The organism is Parachitinimonas caeni, from assembly GCF_030129945.1.
Taxonomy (GTDB): Bacteria; Pseudomonadota; Gammaproteobacteria; order Burkholderiales; family Chitinimonadaceae; genus Parachitinimonas; species Parachitinimonas caeni.
The window spans coordinates 1-15,701 of sequence record NZ_JARRAF010000054.1 but is presented as its reverse complement, the minus strand read 5'-3'; the positions used below and the strand labels follow the sequence as shown (position 1 = coordinate 15,701).

The following is a 15,701-nucleotide window of genomic DNA, read 5'->3' as shown; positions in this document are numbered from 1 at the left end:
CCCACCCGGGGGGGGGGTGGTTTTTTTTTGGGTTGTGGTGTGTTTTGTTTTTTTTTTTTTCCCCCCAAAACCCCCCCCCCCCCCCCCCCCCCCCCCCCAAACCCGCGCCCCCCCGCGACCGGAAACAAAACGTCAACAGAGCCTAGGCTCTGTTGTGCTTTACCACCCATGAACCACTCACTTCGTGCCTCAGCGTTACGCCTGCTAGCGCGCCGGGAACACAGCCGTGCCGAGCTGGAAGCCAAGCTCGGCGCAGCCGCACCTGACGATGTCGCAACCCTGCTGGACGAGTTTGAACAGAATGGCTGGCTCTCTGACAGCCGCTTTGCGGCGGAATGGATCCGATCACGCGGCAGCCGGTTCGGCAGCCGGCGACTGGCAGAAGAGCTGCGCCAACGCGGCGTCGATGATGAAACCATCCACACGACCCTCGCTGATTCGGTGGATGACCTTGAGACGGCCCGTGCCGTCTGGCGCAAGAAATTTGGTCAATTACCGATAGATGCCAAAGACCGTGCCCGCCAATATCGCTTCATGCTGGCGCGGGGCTTTGCCAGCAGCACCATACGCACCGTACTTGGCAGTGACCCCGATCACGACTTCGAACCCGCAGACTGATCAACAAAGGCGCCACACCCTTGGCGCCATTCCAGCCCGTTGCATTGCAGCCACCCGCGAAACCGGCGAAAATCCCCAGATTGTTTTGGTATAAGTTTACAAGCGGAGCTTATCGCGCCGGGCAGCACCTGCCGGGTTCGCAGATCAGTCACCGCGCGCCAGGGCCGGGAATTGCCAACAGGCAACCCGGATACCAGCAGACTCCAGCAGGTGGCCATCAGGCTGTCATTGCCCACCCAGCCCGCACAGGGCGCACACAGAATTCGAATTCGCCATGAAAAGTGCCGAGATACGCCAGAAATTCCTAGACTTCTTTGCCTCAAAAGGCCATAGCGTTGTTGCCTCCAGCAGCCTGATCCCGGGCAGCGACCCCACCATCATGTTCACCGTAGCGGGCATGGTGCAATTCAAGGACGTTTTTCTGGGCAACGAAAAGCGCGCCTACACTCGCGCCGTCACCAGCCAGAAGTGCCTGCGTGCCGGGGGCAAGCACAACGACCTCGAAAACGTCGGCTACACCGCTCGTCACCATACTTTCTTTGAAATGCTGGGCAACTTCTCGTTTGGCGACTACTTCAAGCGCGACGCCATCAGCTACGCCTGGGAATTCCTGACCTCGCCGCAGTGGCTGGGCCTGCCCAAAGACAAGCTGATGGTGACCGTCTACGCCAGCGACGACGAAGCCTTTGACATCTGGAACAAGGAAGTCGGCGTGCCCGCCGACAAGATCGTTCGCATCGGTGACAACAAGGGGGCACCATATGCCTCCGATAACTTCTGGGCCATGGGCGATACAGGCCCCTGCGGCCCCTGTACCGAGATTTTCTACGACCACGGACCGGAAATTCCTGGCGGCCCACCCGGCTCACCTGATGAAGATGGGGATCGCTACATCGAAATCTGGAATAACGTGTTCATGCAGTTCAATCGCGACGAGAGCGGCACTATGCATCCGTTGCCCAAGCCGTCGGTTGATACCGGCATGGGTCTGGAGCGCCTGTCTGCTGTTCTGCAACACGTTCATACCAACTACGAAACCGACACATTTGTTGCGCTGCTGAAGGCGGCTGCCCGTGAAACCGGCGTGCCTTACAACCAGGAAACCCCGTCACTGAAGGTGATTGCAGACCACATTCGCGCCTGCGCTTTCCTGGTGGCTGACGATGTATTGCCCTCCAACGAAGGTCGCGGCTATGTCTTGCGGCGCATCATCCGCCGCGCGGTGCGCCACGGCTACAAGCTGGGCCAGAAAGGCATGTTCTTCCACAAGCTGGTGCCCGACCTCGCCGCTGTGATGGGCGACGCCTACCCCGAGCTGGTTGCCAAGCAAGACCGCATCATCGCCGCCCTCAAACACGAGGAAGAGCAGTTCGCCCGTACCTTGGAAACCGGCATGAATCTGCTCGACAAGGCATTGGAAGGCGGCAAGCAGCAGCTCGATGGCAAGACCGCGTTTACCTTGCACTCGACTTATGGCTTCCCGATAGACCTGACAGCGGACATATGCCGTGAACGGAATATTGCTCTGGATGAAGCGGGCTACCAAAGAGAGTTGGCCGACGAACAGGAGCGTGGACGTAAAGATCGTGGCAACACCCAACTCGCTAATGTCGAGTACGAAGGTGCCGACACCTGTTTCGAGGGCTATGTCGAAGTCAGCGTCGATGCCAAGGTATTGGCCCTGTACAAAGAGGGCGAAGCCGTCTCCAGCCTGAAGGCTGGCGAGGCTGGTGTGGTAGTACTCGACAACACTGCTTTCTACGCCGAAGGTGGCGGTCAGGTCGGTGACACCGGCCAGATTGCCGCCAATGGCGGACTGAACGCACTGTTCGACGTGACGGACACTCAGAAGCTCAAAGCCGCGGTATTTGGCCATCACGGCAAACTGGCGCGCGGTAGCCTGAATGTAGGCGATGCGGTAACTGCCACTATCGACTTGCACAGGCGTCAGGCCACCGCCCGCAACCACTCGGCCACCCACCTGTTGCATGCCGCCTTGCGTGAAGTGCTGGGCAAGCATGTGGTGCAGAAGGGCTCACTGGTCAACAGCGAACGGACGCGCTTTGACTTTGCCCACCCGCAAGCTGTCACCGCTGAAGAAATGGCGCGCATCGAGCAGATCGTCAACCATGTTATCGCTCAGAACTACGCCATCTCCGCCACCCTGATGAGCTACGACGACGCGATTCGCGCTGGCGCTATGGCACTGTTTGGCGAAAAGTATGGCGATGAAGTCCGCGTATTGAAGATGGGCGAATTCTCGACCGAACTGTGTGGTGGCACCCACGTCCACCGCACCGGCGATATCGGCTTTTTCAAAATCGTAGGCGAAGGCGGCGTTGCTTCAGGCATCCGCCGGGTAGAGGCAGTTACGGGCGAAGGTGCACTGCAGCACATACAAGCGCAAGAACGCGAATATCGCGCCGCACTTGGCCTGCTGAAAGCCCAACCCGGTGAGGTGGCACACCGTATCGAGCAATTGCAGGCCGATGCCCGCACGCTGGAAAAAGAACTGGCCAAACTCAAATCCAAGCTGGCTGGTAGCCAGGTGGACGCCTTGGTCAGCAGCGCAGTGGAAGTCGATGGGATCAAAGTACTGGCCGCCGAATTACCCGATGCCGACGCTGACACGCTGAAGGATTCCGTTAGCAAGCTGAAGGATCAACTGGGCAACGCTCTGGTGGTTCTGGCGAGCCGCAGCGCTGACAAAGCCAGCATCTGCGCGGGCGTCAGCGCCAGTCTGGTGGGTCGCTTCAAGGCGGGGGAACTGGTCAACCATGTTGCCAGCCAAGTCGGCGGCAAAGGGGGTGGGCGCCCCGACATGGCAATGGCCGGCGGCACCCAGCCAGAAAATCTGCCGCAGGCACTGGCCAGCGTTGTGGCTTACGCCAAATCGAAGTAAGTCCGCACCGCTGCTGTTAAAAAAGCCGTCGCTTCTGCGACGGCTTTTTTTATTGCTGCAGCTTTTCCTGCGGATCTTGCTGCGGATGGGGTGCCCATGCCACGCCACCCGACTCGACCCGGCCAGAAACAAAACGTCAACAGAGCCTAAGTTTTTACCAGGACTCCATCGTCCCCTGCAGCTTGATAAACCACTCCCGGCGTGGCGGTTCTGCAACCGGACGATCCCATTGCAAGCCGGTGCTGACTTGCCACTTTGCATTCAAACGATGCCGCCATAGCAATGAACGATGGCTGCTCCGATCGACCCAGGCCGCTTGCGAAGCCGATGCCTCACGTTCGCTGCGCTCCTGCTGGAAAATGGCCCGCAAGCTGCTGTTGGCATTGAAATGCCATAGCGCAAGCAAACGCAGGCCCGATTCCTTCAGCCCGCCTTCGCCATCACCCGCAGCAATGCGCACACCAGTCAAGGCCGGGTCCAGCTCCAGGCTACGACCGCCAGCCAGAGGCCAACGCATCTTGGCGCTCAACGACCACCAGCCACCGCGCCCAACGCGGTCATCGTCCGCATCCAGCTGTTGTCCCCAGCTGCCCTTGAGCGACAGACGTGCCAGCCACGGCCACGGCGACGTAGCCAGCCCGCCATGCAAGGCTGGCGTTGCGTGCAATTTGCCGCCGCTATGGGCACGCTGCCGGTCTGCGCCCACGTTCAGCCACACCGTTGTTCGTCCTGGCGCGCTGACTTCGCCACCCAGACGCAATTCACGTCGAATCACCTCATTGCCCGGCTCGGCACGATCCTGATCGCGCAGGCTCCTGACTTCGTTCAAGCCCAGATGCAACTCAGTCTGGTGCAAAGATAGCCCGGCCTCCCCCCACGGCAACTGGCGAGCACCAAATTTCCGGTTCAGATCGAGCGATGTCTGCCACAGGCCAGCCTGATCACCAAAGCCCAACAAATTGACGAAGCCGGGCGAGATGAATGTGGCCTCTGCCTCGTTCCGCCAGGTCTCATCGTTATAGAGCCCTTTAAGCCAGGCCCTGCCGCCCCGCTCGCCCGATCTGGCCTCGCGGGATGTCAGTCCAGTGTCGCTCGATTCGTCGCGGGCGATGGTGTTATGGCTGGTCATCACATTCCATTGTGCCTGCACATGACGTCCTCCCTCGCTCTGCCGCCAGAGTCCATCGACGCCCACCACCTCGTTCCGCCGGGCACTGTCGAGCGCACGCCGTCCCAGCATGACGCCGTTCATCAGACCACCATCAGCCTGAGGGTGCTGCGAGCGGGCCCGGAGCAGCTGCACCTGACTGGGCGCATCCAGCTTCCAGTCTTCAGTTCCCCAGGGACGACCGCGCAGCACGCCGGTACCGGCGCGATCCTGCAGCAACAGCAGCGAGGCATCTGCCTGATCACCGCGCCAGGTACCCCTCACGCCCCAGCGCAAATCGCCAATCGCGCGCGAGTAGAACGCCGGCAGGGTCAGCCCCAATACATCGGCACTCTCCAGAAAGTAGCGTCGTTTCTCCGGCTGCGCCTGTGCCAGCGCCTGATTGCCGCTGGCTTGCGGCGCATCAATTTCAACCAGTGCATAGTCGGGGTTCAAAGTGGCATTGAATATCCAGTCGGCACGCGGACGCCACCAGCCCTCGGCGCCAAGGCTGCCCTGGTTGGTCTGATGACCGTTCGAATCTTTGGTACGACCAGTCCACTCGACCATGGCCTGTGCCTCGGTCTGGCTGCGATGCTGACGCAATACCGCATCCATGCCTTCGAGCGGCAAGCTCGCATTCAGCACACTCAATGCATTCTCGTCGGCCGGGCCACTCACCAGCAACAAGTCCTCTGCACCGGGAATCGCCCGGCCAACCATGATTTTCCAGGGCGCGCTGCCATCAAAAGGGTAACGCAGCCCTGCCAGCGGCCAGCGAACTTCCATGCTGTAGCCATCAGCCAGACGGGTTACGCCAACCTGCACCGGGTAATCCGGCCCCAGGTCATCCTCATCGTCGGCAGCGGAATACAAGCCATCGCTGACCACGCCCGCCAGGCTCACTCTGACAAACATCGCCGACTCGCCCCGCCCAGTCGGATCGAGCCAGATGCCGATCATGTCCTGATCCCGCTCTACCGCATCACGACGCGACAAAACGACGTTCGGCGCCTGGGCATCCCAGGCCCGGATACCGATGATCAGCGCGTGTGCATCAACGACCACGCGCGCTTCAGTACGCAGTGCCGGCGGCACCGCCCCGCCTGCCAGCGGCTCCAGCTGCGAGAACTCACTGTGAACCGCAGCCTGCTGCCAGACGGCTTCATCCAGCCGACCATCCACCACCATCGGCGGATCAGCCGCTGTCAGGGTATGCGCCTTGAAGGAGGTCGCCAGGGAAGCAGCCGGCAAAACACACAGCATCGCAGCGCACAGGTGGCGCAGGCGAAACCCGGCACTTTGAAAAGATACGGTTGATTTCATTGGTCCAGAAAAAGTTGGCCGCTACCCCGAACAGGCGGTAGCGGCGAGTCAAACGACAGCGGCCGGGCGTATGGCCCTGCGCTGCAGTGATCGGCAGTGGTCAGGCTCAGTAGGTATAAAAACCCTTGCCCGCCTTGCGTCCGAGGTGTCCGGCATCGACCATGCTGCGCATCAGCGGACAGACCCGGTATTTCGAATCCTGAAAGGTCTGGTACAGCACATCGAGCGAGTTCACCACGGTGTCTACGCCAATCAGATCGGCGGTTTCCAGCGGTCCCATCTTGTGGCCAAAGCACTCCTTGAAGATGGCATCCACATCAGCCGGCTTGGCAATGCCGTCCTGAATCGCAAACGCTGCCTCATTCATGAACAGATGCGAGATCCGGTTGGAGACGAAGCCGGGGCCGTCCTTCACCACCACGGACTTCTTGCCGAGGAGGGTCAGCATTTCCAGGCAACGATCACGGGTCTGCTCGGAAGTGTTGAGTCCGACAATCACCTCGACCGTGTGCTTCATGTAAACCGGGTTCATGAAATGCACACCGATCACCTGCTCAGACCGGCCGTGGAACGAACCCAGCTTGGTGATCGGAATACACGAAGTATTGGCGGCCAGCACCGCATGCGGGGCGATGAACTCGGCCATGCGCAGATAGAGCGCCTGCTTGAGTTCGATATTCTCGGGGATGTTCTCGACCACGAAGTCACGGTCGGAGAGCGTTTGCAGATCGGTAGACCACACCACATTGGCCAGCATTTCGTCAGGCCGACGCCCTTTGGCCAAGGGGCTGAACAGGGGGGCGTAGCTCGCAGTTTCCAGCATGCGCTCGCGGCTTTGCTGGCAAGACGCCTCATCCTTTTCAATCACGACCACGTGCTGACCGCGCAAAGCGCAATCAAACGCCAGGCTGGAACCGATATTGCCGCCGCCAACGACGGCGATTTTAAGTTGTGACATAAAGCTTCTTTCTTGTTTGTATTGAGTCAGAACCACGCGAGATCCCGCATCGGTGGTTCTTGTCAGCAGGTGCAGGCCTCACTCGTCGGCATCAGGAGAAACGACTTCCCACTTGCCGTACAACGTCAGCCCGGCGGACTTTGCCAGCAGGGTTGATGCCTGATTGTCAGTCTGACAACGATATTGTGGCTCATATCCGAGCTGGCAGGCATGGCGGCTGATGGCACGCACAACGGCACGGGCATGCCCCTTGCCACGAAACGGCGGCAAGGTCAGCACGCCGGTATCGGCAATCGGCTCGGCCTGCGGGCCATCGTCCCAGGGGTACATGCTGGTAGCAGCAATCAAGCGTTCGTCGTCAAACGCCCCGAACACCGCCCAGTGATCGAGTTCGACATAGGCATCGTCCAGATCCTGCTCTGAAGCAGACGCCTGGAATTCAGCAAAGGCCGCTTCATCATGCTCCGTCAGCTGGCGCACGTTTGCCGGATTGGCTTCCTGCAGCAACCGGGCTTTGTCCGCCTCGGTGAAATGAAAGATGTAATCAGCACCATGCAGCGCGATATTGGCCTCGCCCAGGCGTTGCCGTAGCGTGGCTTCCGTCAGCGCTTCCTGTGCTGACAGGCCCAGCTGGCCGGCAACGGCCGGGGTCATCACCACCAGCACCTGAGCGCCGGTATCGAGCATCATCACTCGCCGGTCTTCATCCAGATCCGGGTTGATCGAAACGATGAGCTGATCGTTCTGGCAGACAATCTCGCCGCTCAGGTAAGGTTTTTTCCAGAAGGACTCTATGGTTTTTGAGAATGCAGACACTTTATTGACTCGACTTGGCTAGAAAATTAAACAGGATGCCCGGCCGCCTCATCAGCCTGACCGGATTGACACAACAACGCCCGACCACACTGCTCCAGCCACGAAACAAACTCCGGGCACGAAAACAGATAGAAGTGCCCGCCGGTGAACACCTGCGGGGTGATGGTCTGGCGAAATACCTGCTGCCACTGCGCCAGGCGGGCTACCGGAACACGGAAATCACTATCGCCCCCCACTACCCGCACCGGCAGCGCCAGAGCGGGCTTGGGCAGGCGGCACAGATCGGCCAGCAGCGCCAGATCACTACGCATGACACCGATCACATACTCCCGCAGCGCCGCATCGGCCAGCACTTCGGGCGGCGTGCCTTCGTACTGCTGCAGCAAATTCAGGATCGCCTGATCCGACAAAGGCGCCTCCGGCACCGCGCCCGGCTCGGCGGGGTCTACGAAAACCCGTGCCGACAGCGTCAGGCCAAGCTGCATCTGCGGCGCCTGTTGCTGGAGCTGGCCTGCCAGCTGAAACGCCAGCTCGGCACCCAGGCTATGGCCGAACAGCATCAGCGGCTTGTCGCGCCCCAGACCACGCTGGCGGACCGCCGCCAGAATGCTGGCCAGCGTGGCAGCGGCGCCAGCCTGCAAGGGTTCCATGAAGCGCGCACCTCGGCCCGGCAACTCCAGACAGTACGCCTCGTTGGCCGCAGACAACTGGTTGGCCAGCTGCAGATACGGGTAGCTCGACCCACCGGCGTGGTGCAGGAACAGCCATTGCACCGTCGCTTCGGGCCGGGCTTTGGCCAGGGAAATCACTGCATCAGACAAGGCTTGGCACTCCCATCCCCGCATTGGCTGCCACCCCGACGGGTGCGGACTGCGACGCCGCCTGATAGATCCGCTTGAACTCTGGCACACCCGCAATCGGCGCCTTGGCGATCCAGCCCGCGCCACGTTCAGACTTGTAGCGGAAATACGCCGGCCACTCTTCGTTGGTGACAAAGTTGTAGGTCAGCGAAATGCTGGGCGACAGGGTGTGTACTTCGTGGGTCAGACCACGCGGAATCAGCATGATTTCGCCCGGTTGCAGATCGAAACGCCAGATGCGGTCGGCTGTGTCCGAGCCGCTGGGTGGCAGCGCCTCGGCCTCGCCCCCTTCTGCCGCGCAGCGGGCCGCCCCTTCCAGCGAGGGCGAAAAGATCCAGCCGGATTTAACGCCGGCAATCTGGCACAGCACCGCGTTGCTGCGCATACCATCGACGTGCAACCGGGTGCAGGCACCGGGCGCCGAGAAATACAGGCCCCAGTCCTGGCACATCCGCTCATTCGGGTGCAGGCTGCCTGGCTGCACCCAGGGGATACGGTAACCCGCAGCCGGCAGAAAGTACGGGCGCCCCCAATGCTCGCGAATCTGCTGAAAGGCCCGGAAGCTGAACGAGCCGGTTTTCACCCGGTGGCCATAGCCCCAGGTGAACAGCAGGTGCTTGAAGTAGGAATCGTAGGTGTAACGCAGATATTCCAGGTCCAGATCCATCTCGCCCAGCTGCACGGCAGGCCTTTGCACGATCTGTTCGAGGTAGTGGCGCAACCCGACTTCCGACCGTGGCCGGAAACCCGCATCCTGCAGTTGCACCTGCATGTCGCCGAATTCCCTGGCGAAGTAATCAAAACTCCACAACTCACGTGCCTGCCAGTCCCGCAGGCCGTCGGCCACGATGACCGGCTGGCGCCGGAGCAGAAAGCGGTCACGGAAATCCGCCACCGAAATATCCGTCACCCGCTCAACGTGGCCATATTCGGCCGCCTGCAGCCGTGCCAGCGCTTCAGCCTGACCAATCCGCCCCATCGACTGGCGCTGGCGACGATAGATGGTGGCTTCCTCATACGCCCATACGCCGATATCACCGACGGCATTCCATGCGTTTGCCAATAAACCCACGTTATTCCCCTTCTTAGAAGTCAAATTCCAGATCCACATCCTGCTCGGCGACGCTGGCCGCCGCCTTGGCCGGCTCGGCCAGACGCAAGCCAGGCAACAGCTCGGACACCTCGGTTTCGGGATCGGCCAGCACTGCTTCGATCAGACCAAAGAAGTAGTCGAACAAGGCCCTGATGGTCGCCTCGCCAAACAGGTGCTGGCGGTACTGGATCGTGCAATCAAAGGCATCCCGGGTTTCGGCCACTTCGACCCCGAGATCGAACTTGGCGGTATCCGTTGCCAGCTCAAGCCGCGCAAACCCTTCGTCGGCACCGGCCTCGGCCGCGCCATTGAGGCTGTGCGGCAGATAGCCGAACACGACATCAAACAGCGGATGCTTGCCCTGCCGGTTCTGGCAGTAGGCTTCGCCGTTCAGATCCTCCTGCAGCTGATTGATCGAATACGCCTGATACGGCTGGCTCTCCTGCCACTGCGCCTGCAGATCGAGCAGGTAGTCGGCCATCGGGAAGTCCGGATCGGGTTCGATCTTCAGTGCCAGCATATTCACCAGATAGCCCACCACGGCCAGTTCTTCGGCCTGATTGCGCCCGGTAACCGGTACCCCCAGCAGAAGCGACTCAGCACGGGCTACCTTGCTTAGCAATACCCCGAAGCTGCCCAGGAAGAAGGTAAACGGCGAAACACCCAGCCCCTCGCACAGCGCACGTACCTGCGCACTGTGGTGGGTAGAAAGGCGCCGGACCAGCGTCACACCACGGTGGCTGTCAGCGCCGATCACAGTCTCGGCGCCCGCTTCCACGGGCAGGCTGAGCGCCGCTGGCAAAGGCAGCAGATTGGCCAACCAGTAGGCTTTGCCCTTGCGCACCTGCTCGACGTGATCAGCCGTCTGTTGCTGACGCCGATAGGCCGCAAAGCTGTATTCAACCGGTGGCAGCGTGGCCCCCGCCAGCAGCTGCTGGAAGTCCTGCGCCAGAATGCCCAGCGACACGGCATCGCAAACAATGTGATGAATGACGATCAGCACCTGATGTGACGAACTGGCGTCAGCTGCTTCAATCAGCATCGCCCGGATCGGCAACGATTGCTTGAGGTCGAACGGCATGGCTGCAAACGACTCCAGACTGGCCTGCGCAGCAGCCATATCGGCGCTTGCAGGCTGCACGGTCAGGCCGACTCGGGCGTCGGACTGCGGCAACATCAGCAAGTCCGCACCCTGCCGTTCAAATCGGCACTTCAAGACCCGGTGCCGGTCGGCAATCGCCTCAATCGCCGAGGCAATCGTCTGGACGCTGAACCTGCCAGGACAATGGAAGGCCAGCGGCATGTTGTAGCTGCCATCGTGAAAGGTGGTCTGATGGATATACAGCCATTCCTGCGCGGCACTGGCCTTGATGGCGGCATTCAGGTCGATCTCGGGTAGGCTGGCACGGCCGCCCCCCTGGTCGAGCAAGCACTGCCGCTCGATCTCGCGCACGGTCGGCTGCGCAAAGAACTCCTGAATCACCACCCGTTTGCCGAGCTTCTTGTAAATCTTCTCCGCCATCACGATGGTCTTCAGGCTGTCGCCACCCAACTCCATGAAGCGGTCATCCACCCCGACCTGCTCCACCCCCAGAATGGCGCCCCAGATGTCGGCGATTTCCTGCTGCAAGGCCGTGGCCGGTGCCAGATAAGCCGAAGTCAGGCTCACCGGCCGGGGCTTACGGCGAACCGCAGGCGTCGCTGGCTGCGACGCACCGCCCTGTGCGGCAACACGTCCCCCCCAGGCAAACAGCCGATCGACAAACTGGCCCGCCGAAAAAATCTTCTGATCCTCGGCATCTTGCTCACGCAGGCTTTGCTCGAACAACGCCGGGAATGCTGCCCCAGCCAAGGCCACTTCGTTGGCACCCCAAGCATTGGCATCGCGCGTATCCGATGCCTCGAAATGTACGGTTTCCCAATTAACCACGATCCAGCGCGTTGCCGCTGACCGGCGATTCTGCAAGGCACCCCAACCATCCAGAAACAGATTGGCCGCTGCGTAAGGCGCATGGGCGATGCCGCCAAAGAACGCCGACATCGACGAGGTGACAAAACACCGCTCGACCGGAACCGACTCGAACACCTCGGCCAGCACCTGCGACGCCAAGGCTTTTGGCGCAAGCTGGGCCAGATAGCGCTCGGCATTGAGCTCGACCAGTGGCGAAAACGAATCGCCATCGGTCACCCCTGCTGCATGGATCACCGCGAAAACCTCGCCCAACCGCTGGCGAATCGCCTCGAACAGGGCCACCCCTTCCTCCGCCGAAGCCAAGGTGAACGGGAACACCGCCACCGCCGTGGCACCCGCTTCAGTCAGGGTTTGCTGCAGCTGCTGCATGGCAGGCGTCTCGGCACCCTGTCGGGTGACCAGCGCCAACTTCGCCTGAAAGCGTCGGGCCAGCGTCAGCGCCATGACTTTGGCCATCCGCCCCCCCGCTCCGGTGATGACAAACGTCTTGCCGACAAAGTGCTCGGCCTCGATCACGCGATTTTCCTGAGGCTCGGGATGGCAGAAATCTTCAACAAACAAGCCATCCGCCGTCAGCTTGAGCGGGCCGGATTGCGGCGTGCGCAGCAAGGCCGCCAAGCGCTGCAGACTGGCGCGGCTGTCATCCTGAACCTCCAGAAAGGCGCAACGCATGCCGGGCACCTCCTGCGGAGCAACCAGCGCCAGCGACTTGAGCGCCGCCACCGTGAACACCGCACGGGCCGCATCCCCCGACTCGGCAGTCGACAAGGGCTGCACGGCGGTCAGATAACAATGCGTCGCCGCGAAGCCGGAAAAGTCCGCCTCGGCCAACACCTTGCCCACCGCAGACAGGCTTGCGAGCGAATCCTCCTGCATGGCAAAGCCATCACCAGGAAAGGCCAGTGCCAACACCAGAGTTTGCCCAGCGACAGCGTCTGCCAGCAGGCTGGTCAGCGTTGCCCGTAGCTGGTCGGCACACCGCAGATTCAGGCGGTGAGTTTCCACCTGCAGCGCACTCAGGCCCTCTGCCAGCAACGTCAGCGAGGGTTCCGCCAGCAATACCGAACGCACTCCGGCTGAAGGCTGTGCCGTCGGCACCCGCAACGATCGCCAGAATGGCGTCAGCAAGCCGGCGGCGTTTCTCGATACGCCACCCGTGCTGGTACCCGCCACGATGCCGGCAATCTGGGCCCAGGCGCGGTCGGTGATATGACCAGCCGGATGCACGTCGCGCTCGAAAGCGTAGGCCGGCACATCCAGCAGGGGCATGCCGGCATACGCGGGTAGCAAGGTGGCGGCAAGATCCCGCTTCCTGCCCTCCAGCCAGCTGCTGGCGGCTTGCAGGCGATCACCGGTCAGGACTGGCTGCAGCCAGCTTTCAGCGTCAACCGCTGCATCAAGATCCAGATAACGTTTGATTTCCTGCATCAATCCAAAGCGATCAGTCGCCACCAGCAAGGCGCGACAGGCAAAGCTGTGGCGTCTGGCCAGGGTGTGAGACAGGGCAGGCAGTGCCAGGCCATCCTGTGCCACCAGCCACGCCGAGAGCACTTCGAGCTGGCGGCGCAAGGCGGCCGGGGTCTTGGCCGAGACCGGAAACAACATCGGCGCAGCCACCGCTGCGTCCGCAGTAGCCGCCTCAGCATCTGCTGGCGGATACTGCTGCAAAATCACATGCGCATTGGTGCCACCAATGCCAAAGCTGCTGACGCCACCGAGTCTCGGCTTGCCTGTCCGTTCAGGCCAAAGCTCGGCACTGGTGTTGATGTAGAACGGTGAACGTTCAAATTCGAGCTGCGGATTCGGGCGCTGAAAGTGCAGGGTCGGCGGAATCACGCCGTGCTTGAGCGCCAAAACCATCTTGATGAAACCAGCCACGCCTGCGGCGGAATCCAGATGGCCGATATTGCCCTTCACGGCACCCAGCGCGCACTGATTCGTACCGTGGTGGCGATCAGCCTGGAAAACCTCCTGCAAGGCCATGAATTCGATGCTGTCACCCAGCGAGGTTGCCGTGCCATGACACTCGATGTAATCGAGATCGGCCGCTTCGACCTCTGCCAGCTCCAGCGCAGCGCGAATCACCTCGGCTTGGCCTTTGACGCTGGGAGCCGTGTAGCCGACCTTGCGCGAACCATCGTTATTAATGGCCGAGCCCTTGAGAATCGCCCAGATCGGGTCGCCATCGGCAATCGCATCGCCGGCCCGTCGCAACACCACGGCACCCAGACCACTGCCGAATACGCTACCGGTGGCTTCTGCATCAAACGCACGGGTCTTGCCGTCTTTTGAAAACAGCATGCCGGGCTGGTAGGTATGTCCGTTCTGCTGCGGCAGCTGCAGGCTCACGCCCCCTGCCACTGCAAAGTCACACTCGCCACTCAACAGGCTCTGCACGGCCTGATGGATGCTGACCAGACTGGTCGAACACGCGGTCTGCATGGTGAAGCTTGGGCCTTGCAGGCCGAGCTTCCACGAAATCAGCGTGCTCATCGCATCCTTGTTGGCGAGCTGCGAGGCCAGAAAGCCGCCTACATTCTCGACCTGCTCGGACAGCATGGCCTGCATGGTCCACTGCACGGTGCTGCGCGCCCCCAAAAACAGGCCGATATTGCGGCCCCGCTTATCCGGGTCTACCCCCGCGTTCTCCAGCGCATGCCACACACACTCCAGCATCAGCCGCGTCTGCGGGTCCATCACGGCGGCTTCAGCCTGGCTGTAGCCGAAGAATTCGGCGTCAAACCAGTCGGCACCGTCGAGCACCCCATTCACCGGCACAAAGTCCTTGTTGCGGATCTTGCTGGCATCGTGCCCCGCTGCCAGCAAGGTCTCTTCGGTAAAGCGGGACACGCCATCCATGCCCATCACCAGATTCCGCCAGAAGGCTTGGCAGTCTTCAGCGCCCGGAAAACGGCCCGACAGGCCAATCACGGCGATATCCAGATCTTCTCTAATTACTGCACTCATTTTGCTGCACTCATTGGTTTGTTTAATTGCTTGGTCTCGCCCGGCGAATCGGGCCAGAAGCCGGGTTCCAGCTGCTGCATAAAGCCGGAATGGTCGCCCGCCAGACGCTGCACCAGCCATTGATCTGGCCTTGGCAACGCAGCCAGCTCGGCTTCGTCGGTGTCTTGCGAGAAAATCAGCGCAAGTGGCAAGTCGAGCCCGGCCAGCGCTGACGCCCGGTCAAAGAACGTCTGTCCGTTCAGGCAGCCATGCTGCAAGCGGTAGAGGCACCACTCGCGGTACACGGCCGGCTGCTGTTCGCGCAGGCTCGCTTCGCTGATGGCTGCCGGCAGACCGCCATAGGCCGCTTCCAGCCCAAGCGCACGAAAACCCTCGACAAACTCGGCCAGCAGCGCCTCGCCCTCGAACACCTCGGTACGCAGGTTCGGATCGAGAAAAATCAGACGCTCTACCGACTGTGCAAGCTCGGGGTGATGCTGCAGCAAGGCCGCCAGCATCTCTGCTCCCAGCGAATAGCCACCCAGCCAGACCGGGCGCTGCCCGGCCGCAACCAGCGCCTGCTGCAGCGTCTGCAACAAGGCGGCTTCCAGCTCGGAGGCTGTCAGATCAACCACCGCATCGGCATCCAGCGCCAGCACCGCTGTTGTCACCTGCCCGGCCCAGCGATCAGCCAGGTCCTGCAGCTCGTGCAAGCCACCCAGCGCCGGTGGCAGCAAGATCAGTTTCGGCGTGCCCGGCACATCCGGGCTCAGCAACCGTTCCTGTACCCGTTCGCCACTGCCGGCGGTGCCCTGCCGCGCCCTAATCAGCGCCCACTGGCTGGCGATGGTCGGGTTGCGGAAGACATCGACCGGGCCGAAGCCAATGCCGAACTGGGTTTCGATCTGCCCGGCCAGCCGCACTGCGCTCAGCGAGGAACCTGAAACCAGGAAGAAGTCCGATTCCGGCGTCAGCGCGCCCTGATAGCCCAGACAGCTGCGCCAGCAGCCAATCAGCAGCCGCAGCCCCGGTTCCAGCCCGGCCTCGTCGGCCACCGGGGCGG

At 61.6% G+C, this 15,701-nt stretch carries 9 protein-coding genes; 2 read left to right on the top strand and 7 right to left on the bottom strand.

Annotation, left to right across the window (positions count from 1 at the left end; translation table 11 throughout):
- Nucleotides 1–168 precede the first annotated feature (168 nt).
- Together recX and alaS are read left to right on the top strand one after the other, a co-directional pair.
- Nucleotides 169–618, top strand: a complete 450-nt coding sequence (recX, locus tag PZA18_RS22550; protein ID WP_284103154.1) for a recombination regulator RecX — start codon at nt 169–171, stop codon at nt 616–618.
- A 274-nt stretch (nt 619–892) separates the two neighbouring features.
- Nucleotides 893–3,520: an alanine--tRNA ligase gene (gene alaS / locus PZA18_RS22545; RefSeq protein WP_284103153.1), complete on the top strand. Its 2,628-nt coding sequence runs from the start codon at nt 893–895 to the stop codon at nt 3,518–3,520.
- A gap of 154 nt (nt 3,521–3,674) precedes the next feature.
- On the opposite strand, the gene PZA18_RS22540 is transcribed toward alaS, so the two are convergent.
- The 7 genes from PZA18_RS22540 to PZA18_RS22510 all read right to left on the bottom strand — a co-directional run.
- On the bottom strand, nt 3,675–5,993 hold the full coding sequence (locus PZA18_RS22540) for a DOMON domain-containing protein (RefSeq protein ID WP_284103152.1): 2,319 nt from the start codon (nt 5,991–5,993) through the stop codon (nt 3,675–3,677).
- 106 nt (nt 5,994–6,099) lie between these two features.
- Nucleotides 6,100–6,951, bottom strand: a complete 852-nt coding sequence (locus tag PZA18_RS22535; RefSeq protein WP_284103151.1) for a 3-hydroxyacyl-CoA dehydrogenase family protein — start codon at nt 6,949–6,951, stop codon at nt 6,100–6,102.
- A gap of 78 nt (nt 6,952–7,029) precedes the next feature.
- A complete protein-coding gene (locus PZA18_RS22530) occupies nt 7,030–7,767 on the bottom strand; it encodes a GNAT family N-acetyltransferase (protein ID WP_284103150.1) in 738 nt (245 codons plus the stop codon).
- Between the two features lie 26 nt (nt 7,768–7,793).
- Nucleotides 7,794–8,588 carry a thioesterase II family protein gene (locus PZA18_RS22525; protein WP_284103149.1) on the bottom strand — a complete coding sequence of 265 codons (795 nt, stop codon included), beginning with the start codon at nt 8,586–8,588 and terminating at the stop codon, nt 7,794–7,796.
- A complete protein-coding gene (locus tag PZA18_RS22520; RefSeq protein ID WP_284103148.1) occupies nt 8,581–9,699 on the bottom strand; it encodes a cupin domain-containing protein in 1,119 nt (372 codons plus the stop codon). Before PZA18_RS22520 ends, PZA18_RS22525 begins: the two co-directional genes overlap by 8 nt.
- Nucleotides 9,700–9,712: 13 nt before the next feature.
- Nucleotides 9,713–14,659 (bottom strand): SDR family NAD(P)-dependent oxidoreductase, encoded by a 4,947-nt coding sequence (locus PZA18_RS22515; protein WP_284103147.1) that lies wholly within the window; start codon nt 14,657–14,659, stop codon nt 9,713–9,715.
- Nucleotides 14,656–15,701: acyl carrier protein (locus PZA18_RS22510; protein ID WP_284103146.1), on the bottom strand; the 1,046-nt coding region annotated here is incomplete at its 5' end. The genes PZA18_RS22510 and PZA18_RS22515, both read right to left, overlap by 4 nt.

Coding starts and splice junctions, on each gene's coding strand:
- PZA18_RS22515 (WP_284103147.1), bottom strand. CDS start 14,659: ATGAGTGCAGTAATTAGAGAAGATCTGGATATCGCCGTGATTGGCCTG.
- PZA18_RS22540 (WP_284103152.1), bottom strand. CDS start 5,993: ATGAAATCAACCGTATCTTTTCAAAGTGCCGGGTTTCGCCTGCGCCAC.
- alaS (WP_284103153.1), top strand. CDS start 893: ATGAAAAGTGCCGAGATACGCCAGAAATTCCTAGACTTCTTTGCCTCA.
- PZA18_RS22535 (WP_284103151.1), bottom strand. CDS start 6,951: ATGTCACAACTTAAAATCGCCGTCGTTGGCGGCGGCAATATCGGTTCC.
- recX (WP_284103154.1), top strand. CDS start 169: ATGAACCACTCACTTCGTGCCTCAGCGTTACGCCTGCTAGCGCGCCGG.